Consider the following 18,227-nt stretch of genomic DNA (forward strand, 5'->3'; position numbering starts at 1 on the left):
CTTAGACCATGATCACGGAAGATTGCTTCAATCTGGAGTGTGTGAAACGTCAGTTCGGCGAAGCCAATCATGGTCTCAACAATTTGAATAGAGCCTGATTCACGCCATCGGCGGAAGCGCTTCCTCCTCAAGCGATCAGGCTCTGCCGCCGCGCAGGCTTCACCAAGTCTCGATGAGCCACGCTCATCGAGACTTGGTTTCAACGCTCGCCCATCGATTCCGACGTGGTCTTCAGGATCGGCTTGGTGAGATAGCGGAACACGGTGTTCTTGCCCGTCACGATCTCCGCGATCACCGTCATGCCCGGCTGAATCGCGATCACTTCGCCAGGATGCTTCGGGCGCATCTTGGAGATGTCGACTTCCACATTCACGCGATAATAGATGTTCTGCGATCCATCCTGGCGCTGTTCGGCCAGCGTATCGGGGCTGATATAGGTCACCTTGCCATGGCCGGCGCCATAGATGCCGCTGTCATAGGCATCGAACTTCACCGATGCGGTCTGGCCGAGCTTGACGAAGGCGATGTCGCGCGGCGCGACCTGCGCCTCGACGATCAGCTTTTCGCCGGTCGGCACGATCTGGAGAACCTCGTCACCCGGCCGCAGCACGCCGCCGACCGTGGTCAGGCGGACATTCTTGACGATACCGTCGGTCGGCGCGACCAGATCCGTCGCCTTCAGCGCGTCCTCACGCTGCGCCATCACCTGCTGCGCGGTGACCAGATCCTCTTCGGTCTTGGCGAATTCGGTCTGGAGATCCTGGATATATTTTGCGCGCTTGCCGGAGATCTGCCCTTCGACATCGACCATGCCGCGCTGCATGCGGATCACTTCCGACCGCGCGACGTCACCGCTCTTGACCAGCGGCAGGTTGAGATTGAGCTCTTCCTGCATCAGCGTCTTCATCGAGCGCAGTGCGGACAGGTCGGACTGGAGCGCTTCGCGGCGCTTGAGATAGAGCTGACGCTGGTTGGCGACGAATTCGGTGTAAGGCACCACATCCGCCGGGAAGTTGAGCGGGCGATCGTAGAGCTCGGCCTGGATACGCGACATCTGGCTCTTGAGCGCCGCCACCTTGGCGCGGCTCTCGGTCACCGCGGCCTGGAGTTTGATCTTGTCGAGCACCACCAGCAATTCGCCGCGCTTGACGAGATCGCCCTCGCGAACGCGGATCTCACCAATCACGCCACCGTCGGCGCTCTGGATGATCTGGACGCGCCCGATCGGGATCACCTTGCCGGGCGCACGCGTGATCTGGTCGAGCTCTGCCCAGAGCGACCAGGTGATGAACGCGACGAGCGCGAACGCGATCGTGACGATGATCCAGCTCGACGTCTTCAGCGGTTTGATCATGGCTTCAGGCTTTCGATGATTGGATCAACGACCCGCCGTAGCGGTGATCGGGGAAACCGTCTTGGACGGCTGCTGTGCGGGCGGCTTGGGCTGGAGCCGCTGGACGACCTCTGCGGTCGGTCCGTCGAGCAGGACGCGGCCATTGCCCATCACGATCACGCGCTGAACGCGTGCAAGCAGTTGCAGCCGGTGGGTAACGATCAGCAGCGTCTGTTGCGGACCGAGCGATTTTTCCAGCGCCGCGAGCACCGCGACTTCCGAATTCTGGTCGAGATTGGCGGTGGGCTCGTCGAGCAGCCAGACGGTCGGGTTGGCGAGCAGCATGCGCGTCATGCCGACCAGACTGCGCTGACCGCCGGAGAGGCCGCGCCCCCCCTCCTGGATCTGGAGGTCGAGGCCAAGCGGATGCGCAGAGATCATGTTGATCAGGCCGGTCTTCTTCGCGGCGTCCATCACCGCGTCGTCGCCGACATTGCCCATGCCCATCATCAGATTCTCGCGCAACGATCCGTTCACCAGGCGGAAATCCTGCGGCAGATAGCCGATATGCTGACGCAGCACGTCGTCGGCGATCTGCGTCAGATCGAGCCCGCCGATCTTCGCGGTGCCGGCCTGGGCATGGAAGATGCCAGCCAGGATACGCAGCAAGGTCGTCTTGCCCGATCCGACGCCGCCAATGATGGCGACACGCTCACCAGGGCGGAATTCGAGCTTGGGAACGTCGAGCCCCTCGCGCGCGCCGGGATAGGCGAAGCGGATATTGTCGATCTGGATCGGACCGTTGAGACTGCCGGGGCGCAGCGACGATTCGCTGGAGGTGCGATCGAGCGGCAGCTTGAGGATGGCGTCCAGCGCCTTCAGCGAGGAACGCGCATAGCCCCATTGGACGATCAGATTGGGCAGCATCGCGATCAATGGGCCGTTGATGCGGCCGGCGATGATCGAACAGGCGAGCAGGCCACCCGAAGTCATGTTGCCCTGGCCGACTTCATAGGCGCCGACCGCCATGATCGCGACATAGGCGATCTGCTGAAGTGTCGAGAAGACCGAGCCGGCCATCGCCGAACTCCGCTTCACCGGATCTTCGAAATGATGGACTTCGCGGATCAGCCGGTTCCAGCGGCCAAGCATGAACCAGCCGCCGCGGCCGGCCTTGATCGATTCCGCCGCGTCGAGCGATTCGACGAGCATGCCGTTCTTGCGATTGCCGCTGACCTGGGCACGATCGGTGCCGTTGCGGATCATCTTGGCGAGGCCGAACGCCATCAGCAGCGCGATCGGCAGGCTGATAATCGGCACGATCGCGACGACGCCGCCGATCAGCCCGATCACGACGATGAAGAACAATGCGAAGGGAAGATCGGCGAGCAGGAAAAGCGATCCCGACGACATCACGCCGCGAACCTGCTCCAGCCCGCGGAGCTGCGCGGCCATGGTGCCGATGCCCGGCGGGCGAGCGTCAAGCCGCACCGCCTGTGCGCGCGCGAAGAAATATTCGGAGACCTCCGCGTCGATATCCGCCGCTTCGCGCTCGATCATGAGCGCGCGGACCGTTCTGAGCGTGAAATCGATGCCCAGCGCGATCATCACGCCGATGGTCAGCACCCACAATGTCGAATAGCTGCCCAGCGGGATCACGCGATCGAACAGCTGCATCGAATAGAGCGAGGTAGCGAGCGTGACGATATTGGCGAAGACCGTCGCGAGCGTCGCCATCACCAGCACATTCTTGCGCCGCATGACCGCGCGCCAGAAGATCGAGATCGCCTTCGGCGTCTTTTCGCCGCCAAGCGGGTCGGGAAAGGCGACATCAAAAAAGGCGAGACCGTCATGATATTCGAGCAGCGGCAGATGCAGGCCCGAAAGCCGGATCATCTCCTCATTTTCCCACTGCTCCGCGACCGCCCAGCCGATCTCCGCCTGATAGACGAGCAACGGAAACTGATCGGCACGCGGGCGCGTCTGGAATTGCACGGGCGCCGGCCAGGCGAGCTGGGCGCAGAGCTGCGCCACGTCGGTGGCGCCCAGATCGAGCTCCAGCCCGTCGAGATCCCCATCCCATTTGGGCGCAAGCGATATACCCTTGACCTGGGCAAAATGCTCCACGGCGCCGCGGATGCTGGTATCTGTCGTCATTTGCCTGAATCCACCTGTTCGCCGTCGATCGGCCGGGGCTGCCATCCGCATGTGCGCAACCATATGCGCGCGTTCGAGGACATCGCGCCGATCTCGGCGTCTGCCACCGACATTTCGGAATTGGTCGCTTCGCGCACCGCGTTCATCACATCGAGCCAGGTACGACGACCGGCGATGAACTGACGCTTGTAGGATTCGGTGACCAGTTCCGATGAACTCGACGCGCGTGCGCCCGCGGACACGCGTTCTCGCGAGGCACGGTTGGTCACAAAATCGAGCCGGAGCGCTTCGCGCAGTTCGCGCTCGGCGGTCGAGATGCTGAACTCGCTGCCCTGGACGCGCGCGCGCGCGGCACCCACCGCAGCAAGTTGAGACAGGCCCGCGCCGGTCTGCGCGCGCAGCGCCACGCCGGCACGCGTGCCGGTGATCTCATTGTGCGAAAGCTGTCCGAGCAATTGCGGGAACAGACCGGCCTTCGCGACCTTCGCTTCGGCACGGGCCGCGAGCACCTCGGCGCGCAAGCGCTGCAACTTCGGATCGCAGGACAGCGCGCGGTCGATCGCGCCGGTCTCTGACGGATGCGAGATTGCGGGATCGTAATCGGGCACATTGCCGAGATTGATCGACGTCGTGCCGACCAGTTCGACGAGCTGGCTGTAGCTCGCGGTGCGCTGCGCGCGTGCGAGCGCAAGCTCCTGTTCGAGCTGTGCGGTACGCGAACTTGCGAGATCGAGATCCGATTGCGGGCTGATCTCCTGCTGCACGCGGTTCGAGATCGTCGCGAGCAAGGTCTTGTGCTGCGCAAGCCCACCCTCGAGCACGGCCTGACGGCGTGCGGCAGCCGCAACATTGTAAAAGGCATCGACAACACGCAGCGCCACTTCGCGCGCGGTTTCGTCCACCGCCGCACGGCGGACCAGCCAGAGCGCCTCGGCACGATCGATCGTGCCACCGATCTTGCCAAAGGTCAGGATGGGCTGCTCGACCACGGCATTGGCGGCGACGCCGTTCTGCGATGCGGTCTGCGAACCCCGCGTGATCGCCAGCGCCTCGACCGTCAGACTGGGATAGCGCAGCCAGCGCGCACCGCGGAGTTCGGCGCGCGACGCGCGCAGCTCGGCCTCGGCGGTGCGAATGGTGGGATAATTCTCGGTCGCGATCTCCGCGGCGTTGAGCAGCGCGGTCGGCACGCCCGGCGGCGCCGCGAGCGCGACCTGCACGTCGGTCGCCGGATCGGCGGGCGGTCCGTAGGACGGCGCCTGTTGCGCCGAAAGCGACGTCGGCCCCGCCAGGCAGAGCGACGCACATAAAAGGGCCGGCAGGCAAATCGGCTTCGTCATGCTTTATCCATGATCATGGGCGCAGGCCGCATCGCCGAGCCGGCAGATGCCGGGATCGGGAACGAAGCCTTATCGATTGCTGGGCTGAATGGAGACATGGCGCCCCGGAGGTCTCCAAGGGCGCCATGCGAAAATCGGCTTATTCCGCCGCGGCCTGCGCGGCCGCATCCTGTTCGCGGATCTTCTCGATCAGCGCCTGAAGCGCTTCGACGATCGGAATGACGCGGTTGGTCGGAATGATGATATCCTGACCGCTGACATCCTCACCCTTGGAATTGCGGTGAAACGTCTCAATCCGCAGAACCCCGTTCGCCACGGAGGCGCTCCCCAAACCTTCTACGTACATCAAAACCTATCCTTCAAACGTTATGCAGGCAGGCACAGGCAGACGCGCCGCGCCCATTTGGCGCAACGACTCCCCCCGAAAATCCACCTACTAAACGCATATAATAGCGCATTGTAGCTTATGCAAACTGTTAACCGATGAGAAAATAGAACCAAATCGGTTATTTTTTCACGTAGCGCGCCAAGGACGAATTTGCACATTCTGCAGGCTGGGTGGCCACACCTGGTGAAGCGTAAGCCACAGAAAACAAAAGGAATCCTGTGCGCCGAAAGCTACACCCGATCGTTCGAAGCCTTAGCTGCTCGCCGCCAGACGATCGACCCATTCGATCTGCCGCGGCAGACAGACCGAATTGAGGTCATATTCGGCAACCGCGCGCATGCGGGCATTGGCGCCCAGCCGCGCACGCCGGTCGGGGTCATCGAGCAAGGTGCAAACCGATTCCACCAGCGCCTCACGATCGAAAAAGGGCACAAGCACGCCCTGTTCGCCATCATCGATCGCCTCGCGCACCGGTGCGGTATCGCTCGCGACGATCGCGCATTCCATCGCCATCGCCTCGATCAGACTCCAGGACAGGACGAAGGGATAGGTGAGATAGACATGCACGGTGGAGACCGCGAGCAGACCCAGAAACTGCTGATAAGGCACCTTCCCGACAAAGTTGACCCGCGACAGATCGATCTGATCACTGACTTCCTGCAGGAAGATGTTGCGCCAACTCTTGCCCTTGGGCGGCGGCGCGCCGTAGCTGACCTCATCGCCGCCGACGATGATGACGCGCGCATTGGGCCGTCGGCGCATGAGTTCGGGCAGGGCGCGCATGAAGACGTGATAGCCGCGATAGGGCTCGAGGTTGCGGTTGACGAAGGTGATCACCTCGTCGTCGCGGCTGACTTCGATCTTGTCGTTGAGCCTCAGCTTCACGCCGGCAATGGGCTTCACCCTGTCGGTGTCGATGCCGTCATGGACGATGTGGATGCGCGACTGAAACGGCTCGGGAAAACTCGACGCCTGCCATTTCGTCGGCGCGATACCAGCGGCCGCCTGCTCGAAATGGAGCAAGTTGCCGACATTCTTGATGAGCATGCGGCACGCGCTTTCGTCGCGGTTCCCACTGGGAAACTCGGCATCGAAATTCATGTCGGCACCGTCGGCCGAGTAGAAGAATTCACAATAGATACCGAGCCTGGCATTGGGCCACACGGTCCTGAGGAACAGGCTCTCCCCCCAGCCCGGATGCGCGATGATCACATCGGGCGTGAAGCCCTCTTCACGCAGCTTCATCGCCGAACGGAACGTGGCATCCGCCCGGATCACCTTGCTGTCGAAATCACGGCTCCAGGGGTGGCCATTGGTCGCCGTGTTGTGCGCCGCGGTACTGCGCACATATCGGATGTTCGGAAAACCAGGAAAGTCGTTCATGCCCATGGCGACGACGGTGTCGCCCCGCGCCAGGAGCGCGGGGGCCAGGCTACGGAATTGCCCCGGAAAATTCTGATGGACGAAAAGGACGTTCATGCGCGATCAGCCACCATCACGCGACTGCGCCGATCTGCCGCCAGCGCGGCAGGCTATTGTCGAGGAATGTGGCGGACATCGCATCGATCCGCTCCTGCGCCGCAGCACCTTCGATCGGCTGGCCATTCTGCTGGAGCTTGCGGCCGAGCCTCGCCAACCGTTCGCTCAGCCCCTTGCCGAGCTTTGCCGCGTCCGTCTTGGGCGCGCCGAGCCAGGTGTCGAACAACATGCAATCGATATCGCTGACCGAAAGCGCCGAACCCAGCGCGGGCACAGCGAGATGGGCATAGGGCGCGCCTTCACAGACGGCGCGCGCCAGCACGGCGTTGAAACGCTGTGCCGGCTTCGGATCGACCCGCTTCGCCGCCCCAACACCGATCGCCCCCGTATGGATGAGCAGCAGCAGCGTCTGGATCGCGCTGCTCATGCCCTGTTTCTTGAGCGCGGGCAGCGCGGCAAGGTCGGCGATGGTCCTGGGCCCCTTACCAAGCGCCGAAATCGCCTCAGCGAACGAATCCCGCTTGAGCGAAAGCTCGCCGAACGACGTGTTGATCTTGAGCGCTTCCTCTTCATCCTTCGGCGCGGACACAAGATGGAGTTCCGTATTGAGCGCCGTATCGATTCCGCGATTGAAGGTGCGCCGCGCGCCGCGGCAGAAGATGTCGCGGCGGAAGCTCTGGTTGATCGCGCAATCCTGCACTTCCTGACGGAAGACCGAGTCGGTCTGCGCATTGATAAGATCTCGGGTTCCCGCAGGCAGCAGGCCCGGCAGCATCAGTTCGGCAATGGTGGCGGCGCCGACGAAGTTGAGCTTGGCGGTACCGAACTCCGCCGCGACCTCGGAGAACCACAATGGATGCCAGTTCTCGTGCAGATACTCCTGAACCAGATAGGCACGATTCTGGGTCTTCACCGAATCGATGCGCGCCTTCAGCGTCGGCAGGACGCGGAAGATCGCGGAATTGCTTTCGCCCAAGCTCTCGAACAGCTTCACCGTATCGTCGATCACGGCGGGCCCTGGCTTCGCGCTGACCATCTGCAGCCGGCGCGCCATATGCTGGAAGGGCATGGTGCTGACCCAGCCCGGCTTGGTGTTGTAGCTGTTATAGACCAGGCCGCCGGCGGGGACGGCATGATCGAGACAACGCACCAGCGCGCGGCGAACCTCGGGCGGAATCCAGCTATAGATGCCGTGCATCACGACATAGTCGAATTGCCCGAGATCGGCCGGCCATTCGGCGCCGAGCACCGCAAAATCGCCCTCGATGAAGCGGATATTGGTCAGCCCGGCCGCTTCGGCCAGCCCCTTGGCATGTGCAATATGCTCGGGATTGAAATCGATGCCGACAAATTCTGCGGCCGGATTGGCGGCGGCGAGCAGGCACAATCCGACACCCTGGCCGCTGCCGAGTTCGAGATAACGGAACCCGCCATTGGCGGAGCGCAGCGGCGGGACGAAACCCGAGATCCGCGTGCACAGATCCAGCCAGTCAGGCGACAGCTCACGATAGAAACCGTAAGTATAGCCCAACGACACGTTATAGCCGTGCGACCAGTCATTCATCGCGCACATCCCCCCGAATCCTGCATGAACCGAGATGCTTAAGCGGTTTCGAAGGCGAGCGCCAACCTTGAATCGGCGCCGATGGCGGCATCTTGGGGAGCAGTGGCACGGTTCGCTTTTCGACCGCGCGACGGCAGATCGCAAACGGCCGAGGGCGAACCCCCGGCCGTATTCCGGTTCAGGCGAAATTGACGATGAAGCTGGTCATTCCGCTTTCGATCGCAGTTCGCGCGAAGACGGTGCCACCGTCATGCGCGTTCATGACATCGGCTGCCGACGTATGGGATCCGCCGAACGCCGCATATGTCGGTACATCCAGCGCCGATTCGTCGGCGAACGCGGCGAAGGCCGCTGCCGGAGGGGCGATGGCGGTGGCGGTCGACGTGACGATCTGACCGTCTAGGACGACATTGGTGCCATCGAACCGCAGGCTGCGATCGTCGGTATAGGCATCCGATCCGTTCTGGAAGACCACCGTGAGGCCGACGCTGCCGATCGGGATGTTCGCGACGATCCCGTCCGATGTGCTGGTCAGGACGGCAAAGGAGCCGCTGAGACGAATGGTGAAATCGGCAGCGTCGCCGCTCAGGCGGATGGTGTCGCCGCCTGCGTTGAAGTTCGCGCCGAACGTAACAATCGTATCGTCGCGGATAGTCACCCGCTCCGCGCCGGCCGCCGTCCCGAAAATATCATTGGTGCCCTCACCAATCGTGATCGACTGGCCATTCCCCAGAATCGTACGCGCCATGAGTCAACTCCTTGCTACATTCCACATCATATCTGCCACGAATTTGGAGGCGAAGCTATCGGTCGTGCGCATTCTGTGAAGCTCTGCCACCCATTCGTTGGGTGAAAATATGCCGGAGAGAGATCAAGCATAAGCGGCGACGCCTCACCGAAGATCGATTTGCCGACCGGAGCAGTCACCGCATCAATCTTCGGCAAGCCCGGGCCAAGACTGACCTATCTCCGCATTCGATTTGCTCACCCTGAATCCGGAACAAAAAAAGCCTCCGCGAGAAACCCGCGGAGGCCGAATGATTTGTCTTTTCTTTTAGGCCGCCCGCCGAAGCGGGCGGCCTGTTCAGGATCAGACGAAGTTCGCCGCAATAAAATCGATCGCGCCGGTGTGATCGATGATCGCAAGCGATTGAACGTCGAAGTTAGTCGAGTCGAGGTTTGTCGTCGCTGCAGCGCCCTGGACATTCACAACATAGACACCCGACTGCCCCGAACCGCCCACATTCTCAAGAACGAAGACGTGGATACCAGCGGTGATGCTTCCAACCGCGTTACCGATCGCGGTTTCGACTTCACCGTTTGCAGTGAGATCGTCCAAGTCGACGCCAGCCAACCCAGTGATGACGATGACACCATTCGCAGCGGCGGTAGCGCTGATATTAGCATCGCCGCCAGCCAGAATCTCGTCGTAGTCGGCGTTGATATTGTTACCGGCAATGTTGAGGTCCAGCTTGTCGAACGTTCCACCAGTCAGGAAGTCGTTGATGAAGATCGAGCCATCCGCCCCACCGTCAATAGTGGCATCGTTGATGACGACCGTATTGCCGAGTGCATTCAGGTCGACCGACTGACCAGCCCGGACGGAGTCGAGAACACCACCGAAGGTGATCGTGCTTGTTCCATTCAGGATATAGTCCTCGATCGCATCTGCAGCAACGTAGGTGCCACCGTTCGTGATCGTAACACCGTCCGACGTTCCCGCACCGACATAGCCGTTCGTGAAGCCGTTATACTGAGCGCCCGTCAACGTGATGTCGTCGGTGATGTTCAACGTCTCGGCCGTGGTGGCGTTGCCGTTGTTGATCTCGACCAGGTTCGCCCCGTTGGTGGCGACGAGCGTGTCATCGGCACCGGCCAGGTTGAAGTCCGCCGTCGAGGTCATCACCAGGCCACCGACATTCACGGTATCCGCACCGCCGGCACCATTCACGTCGACACCCGCATAGGTGAGCGTGATGTTGGAGCCGCCAACGCCGTCGCCGTTGAGCGTGTAGGTTTCGATCGCGGCGAAGGCCGTGAGCGTACCGTCGGTGGTGAGGGTCATGACATTGTTGCCGCCAGCGGCGTTCACCGTGGTGAAGGCGTTATGCTGCGCAACGGTCAGCGTCAGATCGTCGCCGAGGCTGAGCGTTTCCGCCGTCGTCGCCGCACCGCCATTGACGCCGCTGATATTCGCGTCGTCATCGATGGTGAGCGTATCGTCGGCGCCCGCCAGAGCCCAGACACCGGCCAGGACCATGTCGTCGTCCACCGTGATCGTATCCGCACCACCCGCGCCGGTGATCGACACGTTCGAGTTGCTGTCCGGACCGATGAAGTTGTCGACGATGTTGACCTTGCTGCCGCCGGCGCCGTCACCGTTGAGGACATATGCCTCAGCCTGGTTGCGGGCGTTGATCGTACCATCGTCGGCAAGCGTGATCGTGTTGGTGCCCGTGGCCGTGAAACCACCGAGAAGGTCGATCGCGAACGCCTCATGCTGAGCCACCGACATGGTGACGCTGGCATTGTTGGCGATCTGGATGAACTCCGCCGTGGTGGCCGCGCCGCCGTTCACGCCGCTGATGTCAGCGCCGTTCGCGGCAACGACGGTGTCGTTGATCGCACCGAGGCTCCAGTTGCCGCCGACCTTGTTGCTACCGACGTTGATCGTGTCGGCCGAACCACCAATCGCGAGAATGTTCACGTTGGTCTCGTTGGCGTTGACGATCAGCGTGTTCGACGCGTTCGAGAGGTTGTAATTCTCGACATTGTCGAACGCGGTGACAGTGCCGGCACCGACGATGATCAGCGTGTCGGTACCCGCCGTCGCGGTGGTCTTGGTGAACGCCTCATGCTGCACCTGGGTGAGCGTGAGGTTGTTGCTGCCCGCGTTGGTGAGCTCCAGTTCCTCAGCGGTGGTCGCGAGACCGCCGTTGACGCCGGAGATCTTGGTCGAGGTGCCGTTCACTTCGAGAACGTCATTGGCATTCTGGAGATCCCAGGTGCCGGTCGCCACGACATTGGTGTTGATGACCACGCGGTCATTGTCACCCGTGCCGGTGGTGTCCTTGATGTTCACCGCACCGTTGAGCTCGTTCACGACGATGGTGTTCGCCGCCAGGCTGAGATCGTAATTCTCGATCGATTCCTCGGCATTGATCAGGCCAGCATCGGTGATCGCCACCGTTTCGTTGCCCGTCGCGACGAACGGAGCGGTGAAGCCCTCGTGCTGATCGACGGTCATGGAGACGGTGAAGCCGGCACCGATCTCGAGCGTCTCGGCGGTGGTTTCATTGCCCGCATTGATGCCCGAGAGATCGGTGTTGTCGGTGGTGATGATCAGCTGGTCACCGACAAAGCCGGTGTTGCCCGCCAGATTCAGCGTGACGCCGGCGAACGAGGTCTGCGTACCCGTCCGGACGATGTCGTTGTTGCTGCCCGACGTGGTCACACTGACCGTGCCGGTGCCCGCGGCGAAGGAGAAGTCGTTCCCGGCGATTGCCGCCAGGATGTAGTTCTCGATCGCCGTGCGCGCGGTGACCGCAGCGACCGGACCAACGAAGTTGATCGTGTCGTTGCCGGCGCCGCCCGTGGGCAACAGCGCGTTATACTGGCCGTAGGTCATCGTCACCGAGCCGTTGACGGTCACGTTTTCGAAGTTCGTGATCGACGTGGCGCCGGTGATGTCCGAGCCGTTCAGGACCAGCGTGTCGTTGGCGCCAACGCCGCCGTCGAGCGTGTTGCCCGAGAGAGTGAGCGCACCGACCACGACGGTCTGGTCGTTCAGGGCATCGCCCGTCACGTTCTGCGTGGCCGAGCCAAGGTTGAACGTGAAGGCATCGTTGAGCACGTAGTTTTCGATCGAGGCATTGCCGGTGACGGTGTCATCGCCATTGCTGCTCGTCAGCGTGAAGGTGTTGGTCGCGCTGCCGTTGATCGTCACGAACGCGTCATGCTGAGCCTCGGTCGCCGAGATATCGCCGGTGAGGTTCAGGATGTCGGTCGTGGTTGCCGCGCCGCCGTTGACACCGCTGATGTCCACGCCGCCGCTGGCGGTGAGAATGTCGGTGAGGCCGTCAAGGGCCCAGGTGCCGTTCACGGTCAGGCCGGTGACGACCACTTCGTCCTCGAACACATCCGACGGATCGACCGAGGTGAAGTTCACATCGGTGTTGCCGCCATTGACGATCAGCTTGGTGTTGCTGTTGCCGCCCGCGACATAGCTGTCGACGACGATTTCGGCATTCACCGTACCGCCGGTGCTCAGGATCACGGTGTTGGTGCCCACGCCATCATCGGTGAAGCTGGTGAAGGCCTCATGCTGCGCCACCGTCATCTGGACGGTACCGCCGGTCAGGTTGACGGTTTCGATCGCCGCCGTGTTGGCCGTGTCGACGATGTTGTCGCCATTGCCGAGACCGAAGTCCGCGGCGCCGTTGTTGAGGCCACCGATATTGTCGTTGTCGTCGAGCGTCAGCGTATCGTTGGCGCCGGCGCCACCGAGCGTGCCAGTGATGTTGTCGATGCCGGCGCCGGTGACGATCTCGTTCGTGCCAAGTCCGGTGTTCACATTCTGCGAACCGATGCCGAGGGTGAACTTGTCGTTACCGTCCGACAGGACATAGTTTTCGATGTCGGCAAGGCCGGTGATGCCGGTGCCGGCGAACGCGATCTGGTTGGTCGCGCTGGCGGCCACCGCGGCCAGCGTGCTGGTCGAGATCGTGATCGTGTCGGTCGAGTTCGAGCCGGTATCGCCTGCGTCGGTGATGGCGCCGGCAGTACCGTCCGAACCGTTCGAACCGTGCTGCGCTGCGTTCATCTTGACCGACGATTCGGTGATCAGCGTCTCATCGATATCCCAGAGATTTGCACCCGAGATATCGTCACCTGCGTCGAGCACGAGCTGGTTGTAGCCGGTGCCGCCATCGAGCTTGCCGGTGACGAGATCGACCGCACCGGTGCGGATCACATCGTCATTGACACCCGTGTTCACGTTCTGGCCGCTAGCGCCGAGGGTGAAATCGTCACCCGCGAGGTTGCCGAGCGGATCGACCGTGCCGTTCAGATTGTACGTCTCGATCGAGGCGTCGCCCTGCACGGCATAGATGTCGCCAACCAAAGTGATGGTCTGCGGGTTGGTCGCACCGTCGGTCAGGTTCAGGAACGTGTTGTGCTGCTTGTAGGTCATCGTGGCCGAACCATCGATCTCGGCAACTTCGACGTTGCTGATGTTCGAGGTCGAGATGTCCTGGTTGCTGATCACGACGGTGTCGTTGCCGAGGCCGCCATCGACGGTCCACGGACCGGCACCCAGCAGGATGAAGCGATCGTCGAGGAAAGTGCCGGTGACCGAGCTGCCCGTGGGCACCAGGGTCGCGCCGACCACCGCACCGGTGGCCGCCGTGTCGAGCACATCCTTCGCCTGGAGCGTCGGAACGCCGGTGAGCACGATCTGGATGTCATTGCCGTTGAGCACGCCATCATCGTTCAGATCGACCCAGAGAGCGCCTTCGTCCTGCTGATAAACGATGTCCAGAATGCCGTCATTCGCGGTGATCGCGCCCTGAGCCTGGCCGAAATTGGCCAGGTTGCCGGCGAAGAAGATCGTCGCGCCCTCACCATATTTGGTGATCGCTTCGGTCACGTAGCGGATATCGATGACGTCCGAACCCGAAGTGAAGCCGGTGACGGTGTCACGCGCCGTCGAAGTCGAGCTTTCCATGCGAGCACGATAGAGGAGCTGATCGTTGCCGGTGCCGCTATCGATGACATCCGCGCCCAACGCACCATAGATCTGGTCGTTGCCCGCGCCCGACGAAACGGTGTCGTTGCCGTCGCCGTCGTCGATGATGTCGTTGCCCGAGCCGGTGACGATGCTGTCGTTGCCGGTACCGGCAAAGACGGTGTTGTTGCCGTTGCCCGCATTGACGGTGTCGTTGCCCGAACCGGTGACGATCGAGTCGTTGCCAGCGCCCGCCGTGACGCTGTCAGCGCCCTGGCCGGTGGCGATGTTGTTGTCGCCTTCGCCCGCATTGACGGTGTCGTTGCCGGTGCCGGTGGTGATCTGGTCATCGCCGCCGCCGCCAAGGACGCTGAGGTTGGCCGAAGCGCCCGCACCCTGAAGGATGAGCAGTTCCGGACCATCGAGCGTGCTGGCATCGATCTTCTGGCTGGTCGCGCCGGAGCTGAGATCAGCCGCGGAGGTATCGACGATCAGCGTGGTGCTGGCGAGGCCGGTGTCGACGACATTGATCGTCTCGACCTTGGTGACGTTGGTCAGATCGGCGACGCCGTTGTTGGCGCTGACGTTGAGCACGTCGTTGACGGTGGTGCCACCCTTGATCTGGTCGCCCGCAGTCAGATCCGAGTCGATCGCGTTGATCGTCAGGACCGCCGCCGAAGCCAGCGCGTTGATCGTGTCGTTGCCACCCGACAGGTTGACCGTCGTCGCGTTGTTGAACGCGGCGTCGAAGGTCACCTTGTCATCGCCATTGGTGTCATCGATGCGAACGATGCCCGCCTGATCGGCTTCGAAGCCGAGCGTGGCGTTCAGGTCGCCGGCCGATTCACCGGTCAGGATCTCGACGTTCGAGACATTGACGAAGGCGTCGTCGGTCAGTGCGGTGAAGCCGAACTGCTGGCTCTGGACGATCCGGTCCAGACCGTCGCCACCGTCCATCGTCACGGTCGAACCGAGGTCCTTGCCGTTGATGACGAGCGTATCGACGCCGGTGCCGCCGTGGAAGTTTATGTTGTTGTTGGTGCCGACGTTGCGCTTGACCACCGTGGTGTCGGTGACCGAGCCGAAGACGTTGAACTGGAAGTCCGCATCGGTCTGTCCAGCCGCCAGCGTCATCGTGAAGCTGTCGTCCTGGTCGGTCAGCGCCGAAGCATCGACCCTGATCTGCGTCAGCGTACCGACATTGCCGCCCGTGAAGGTCAGCGTGTTGTCGTCGGTATCGGTGCCGACCAGTCGATCACCGCCAGCGAGGACCGTGAAATTCTCGACATCGCTGAAGTTGGTCAGGTTGACGTTGGCATTCACCGCACCATTGGTGTTGTCGAGAATGACCGAGTCATTGCCAGCGCCGCCCGCATAGGAGTCGAAGTTGGTGAGTTCGGTACCCTCGACGATCACCTGATCGTCGCCGTCATTGGTGGTGTAGCTCTGGATGCCGACGCCGGCATAGATGGTGTCGTTGCCGCTGCCGGTCTTCACGACATCATTGTTGCCCGCGACAGTACCCTCGACGATCACCGTGACGCCGACCGTGAAGGCCGACGCGTCGATCACCGTGCCGCTGGTGTCTTCGGTCGAGACGATGGTGCGGATACCCGCTTCCTGCGCCTCGGCGGCCAGCGTGTTGGTCTTGCCTTCGGCAACCCAGAACTCTTCGATGCTGGTCACGTTGGTGAAGTCTTCGTCAACGATGTCACGGGTCGAATCCGAGGCATCGATCGTGTCGTTACCGGCACCGCCGGCAACCGAGTCACCCTTGGTCAGAGCGCCATCGACTTCGAGGATGTCGTTGTCGCCGCCCAGATCGACATTGTCGTCACCGCCGAGGCTGATGTCGACATAGTCGTTGCCGGCGCCGGTCTCGATAGTGTCACCCACCACGCCGGACGTGACATAGTCGGCACCGGCGCCGCCGATGACACTCATCGCGAAGTCGGTAACCGCATTGCTGCTGATGACGACGCCTTCGTCGGAGAGCAGTACATGACCGTCGATGGTCAGCGTGCCGTTCGCCGTCGGCGCATTATCGTTGTCGAGCGTGATGCTGTAGAGATTCTCGTCAACGCTCTGCTCTTCCTCAAGCAGCACGATCTTCTCGATCTCGGAGAAGTTGCTGTTCGTGGTCAGCGTGGTGTCGCCATCGAGGATCAGCGTGTCCGAACCGTCGCCGCCACGGATCGTGTCGTCGTCCTGGACATTGTTGTTGCCGGGGGCCTTGATCGTGTCGTTGCCCGAACCGGTGACGATGCTGTCGGTGCCGCCGCCGACACCGTCGGTGTCGCCGGTATAGCCGCCGATATTGACCGTCAGCGCCGAGGTGAAACCACCGGCATCGATCGTGTCGTTGCCGACATAGTTCCAGTCGGTGTTGATGATCTGGATGCCGGCAGCCTGCGCCTCGTTGTCTGCATCGGCATCGCCGCCGTCATTGAGGTTCACATTGTGGTTCGCGCCCGTCTGGGTCAGCACTTCGAGGCTGGAGACGTGCGTGAAATGCTCGGCGCTCGCAACGCCCTGGTCGATGCGAAGCTCGTCGGTGCCGTCACCGAACGAGAAGCTGTCGAGCGTGACGAGATCGCCATTGGCGTCGAACTCACCCGCATCGACGGTGACGGTGTCGTTACCCGCGCCCGCAACCACGGTGTCGAGGCCCGAACCGGTGAAGATCGAATCCGCACCCGCGCCCGAATCGACATTGTCGTCGCCGCTGCCGGCGTTGATCGTGTCATCGCCCGCGCCAGTCACGACGACGTCATTGCCGCTGCCGGCGTTGACGGTGTTCGCGCCGTCGCCCGCATTGATGTCGTCGTTGCCGCCGCCCGAGTTGATCGTGTCCGCGCCCGCGCCGGCACGGATCGTGTCGCTGCCGCCGCCCGAGGTGACCGAGTTCGCACCTTCGCCGGCGTCGACGAAGTTGTCGCCGGCCGCCGCGTTGACGGTGTCGTCGCCCGTGCCGGTGCTGATCGAATCGTCGGCATTGCCGGCCTGAACGATGTCGATGCCCGAGCTGCCGGTATAGGTGACGTCTTCGTTGGCGCCATCATTGTCCGAGAAGTCGATATCGACGGTCGCGGTCGAGGCCGAAGCGTCGATCGTGCGCACCGTGTCGTTCAGCGCGTCGTCGATCTTCAGGTTCTGCGTCGCCTTGATGTTCAGCGTCGTCAGATCGGTGTCGAGCGTGTCGAGTTCCGAAGCACCTTCCTCGTTCGAGATGTTGACGGTCTCGATACCGCCATTGCCGTTGCTGACGCTGCCGATCTTCAGATCGTCGGCGAAGCTGGTCTTGATGACGACGTCGACGACGGTGTTCGCACCGGCAACGACGCTATCCTGATACTGGACATTGACGTCGGGGGAGGTGTTGCCCGGCGCACCGTTGGTGACGTTGTTCAGTTCGATGTCCGCGCCGGTCGCATTGAGCGAGGTCGCCTGCAGGAAGTTGATGTCTTCCGAGCTGTTCAGCGACACCAGCGTCTCGACACCCTTGGTGCCCGACAGGTCGATGGAGATCGTCTGATCGTCGTCATTGGTGACTTCGACGCGCTGGACGTTGACGGTGGTGAAACCGCCATAGGTGTACGGCCCCTCGAAGATACCGGTCAACGCCGTGTCGGTCGACAGGCTCAGCGTGTTGTAGCCGGCGCCGCCATCGAGCTTGTCGCCCGCGTTCAGCGTGCGGTTGAAGCCGATATAGGTGTCATCCGCCGAGCCGCCGGGGGTCGTGTCGACGCCGGCGGTGAGGACGATGTTGTTCGTGCCGTTGCCGTTGCCGTCGGGCAGGATCTGCGTCGGCGAACCGGTGACGACCTGGCCGTCGAGCACGACGTTCGTGCCGTTGAACAGCAGCGTGCGATCATCGGTGAGGCCACCCGCCGAATTCTCGAAGACGATGGTGACGCCGGTGGTGCCGATCGGCACGTTGATCGTGATACCGTCGGTCGTGCTCGTCAGGACCGCGAACGAACCGCTCTGGCGAATGGTGAAGTTGGCGGCCAACCCGGTCAGACGGATCGTGTCGCCGCCCGCGTTGAAGTTGGCGCCGAAGGTGACGATGGTGTTGTCGAGGATCGTTACCCGTTCCGCACCCGTGCTGGTTCCGAAAACGTCATTGGTGCCTTCACCGATCGTGACCGACTGGCCAGCCCCCAGGATAGTACGTGCCATGAGTAAATTCCTTGCTAAATCTTGTGTTTCAATTGCCCCGAATTCAAATCTCTCGCGAT

Annotated in this window: 8 protein-coding genes; all 8 read right to left on the bottom strand. The window is 62.2% G+C overall.

What is annotated here, in order from left to right; translation table 11 throughout:
• Positions 1 to 199: 199 nt before the first annotated feature.
• The 8 genes from AC3WN8_RS02525 to AC3WN8_RS02560 all read right to left on the bottom strand — a co-directional run bounded on the left by AC3WN8_RS02525 (position 200) and on the right by AC3WN8_RS02560 (position 18,168).
• Positions 200 to 1,354: a beta-barrel domain-containing protein gene (locus AC3WN8_RS02525; protein WP_492667806.1), complete on the bottom strand. Its 1,155-nt coding sequence runs from the start codon at positions 1,352 to 1,354 to the stop codon at positions 200 to 202.
• Between the two features lie 24 nt (positions 1,355 to 1,378).
• The gene (locus AC3WN8_RS02530; protein WP_492667807.1) at positions 1,379 to 3,490 is read right to left on the bottom strand and encodes an ATP-binding cassette domain-containing protein; all 2,112 of its coding nucleotides are present in this window, start codon (positions 3,488 to 3,490) and stop codon (positions 1,379 to 1,381) included.
• Positions 3,487 to 4,830, bottom strand: coding sequence for a TolC family protein (locus AC3WN8_RS02535; protein WP_492667808.1), 1,344 nt, complete (start codon positions 4,828 to 4,830; stop codon positions 3,487 to 3,489). Before AC3WN8_RS02535 ends, AC3WN8_RS02530 begins: the two co-directional genes overlap by 4 nt.
• A 139-nt stretch (positions 4,831 to 4,969) precedes the next feature.
• Entirely contained in the window at positions 4,970 to 5,146 is a 177-nt protein-coding gene (locus AC3WN8_RS02540; protein ID WP_492667809.1) for a hypothetical protein, read from the bottom strand.
• A 324-nt stretch (positions 5,147 to 5,470) separates the two neighbouring features.
• A complete protein-coding gene (locus AC3WN8_RS02545; protein WP_492667810.1) occupies positions 5,471 to 6,697 on the bottom strand; it encodes a glycosyltransferase family 4 protein in 1,227 nt (408 codons plus the stop codon).
• Between the two features lie 16 nt (positions 6,698 to 6,713).
• Entirely contained in the window at positions 6,714 to 8,261 is a 1,548-nt protein-coding gene (locus AC3WN8_RS02550) for a methyltransferase regulatory domain-containing protein (RefSeq protein WP_492667811.1), read from the bottom strand.
• A gap of 178 nt (positions 8,262 to 8,439) precedes the next feature.
• Entirely contained in the window at positions 8,440 to 9,009 is a 570-nt protein-coding gene (locus tag AC3WN8_RS02555) for a hypothetical protein (protein ID WP_492667812.1), read from the bottom strand.
• 342 nt (positions 9,010 to 9,351) lie between these two features.
• The gene (locus AC3WN8_RS02560; protein WP_492667813.1) at positions 9,352 to 18,168 is read right to left on the bottom strand and encodes a beta strand repeat-containing protein; all 8,817 of its coding nucleotides are present in this window, start codon (positions 18,166 to 18,168) and stop codon (positions 9,352 to 9,354) included.
• Positions 18,169 to 18,227: the final 59 nt, after the last annotated feature.

This window comes from Sphingobium sp. FW305-3-2-15-F-TSA7 (assembly GCF_058787155.1).

What these genes read in the sequence shown, in the direction of transcription:
- AC3WN8_RS02525 (WP_492667806.1), bottom strand. Translation starts at nt 1,354, where the DNA reads ATGATCAAACCGCTGAAGACGTCGAGCTGGATCATCGTCACGATCGCG.
- AC3WN8_RS02530 (WP_492667807.1), bottom strand. Translation starts at nt 3,490, where the DNA reads ATGACGACAGATACCAGCATCCGCGGCGCCGTGGAGCATTTTGCCCAG.
- AC3WN8_RS02535 (WP_492667808.1), bottom strand. Translation starts at nt 4,830, where the DNA reads ATGACGAAGCCGATTTGCCTGCCGGCCCTTTTATGTGCGTCGCTCTGC.
- AC3WN8_RS02545 (WP_492667810.1), bottom strand. Translation starts at nt 6,697, where the DNA reads ATGAACGTCCTTTTCGTCCATCAGAATTTTCCGGGGCAATTCCGTAGC.
- AC3WN8_RS02550 (WP_492667811.1), bottom strand. Translation starts at nt 8,261, where the DNA reads ATGAATGACTGGTCGCACGGCTATAACGTGTCGTTGGGCTATACTTAC.
- AC3WN8_RS02555 (WP_492667812.1), bottom strand. Translation starts at nt 9,009, where the DNA reads ATGGCGCGTACGATTCTGGGGAATGGCCAGTCGATCACGATTGGTGAG.
- AC3WN8_RS02560 (WP_492667813.1), bottom strand. Translation starts at nt 18,168, where the DNA reads ATGGCACGTACTATCCTGGGGGCTGGCCAGTCGGTCACGATCGGTGAA.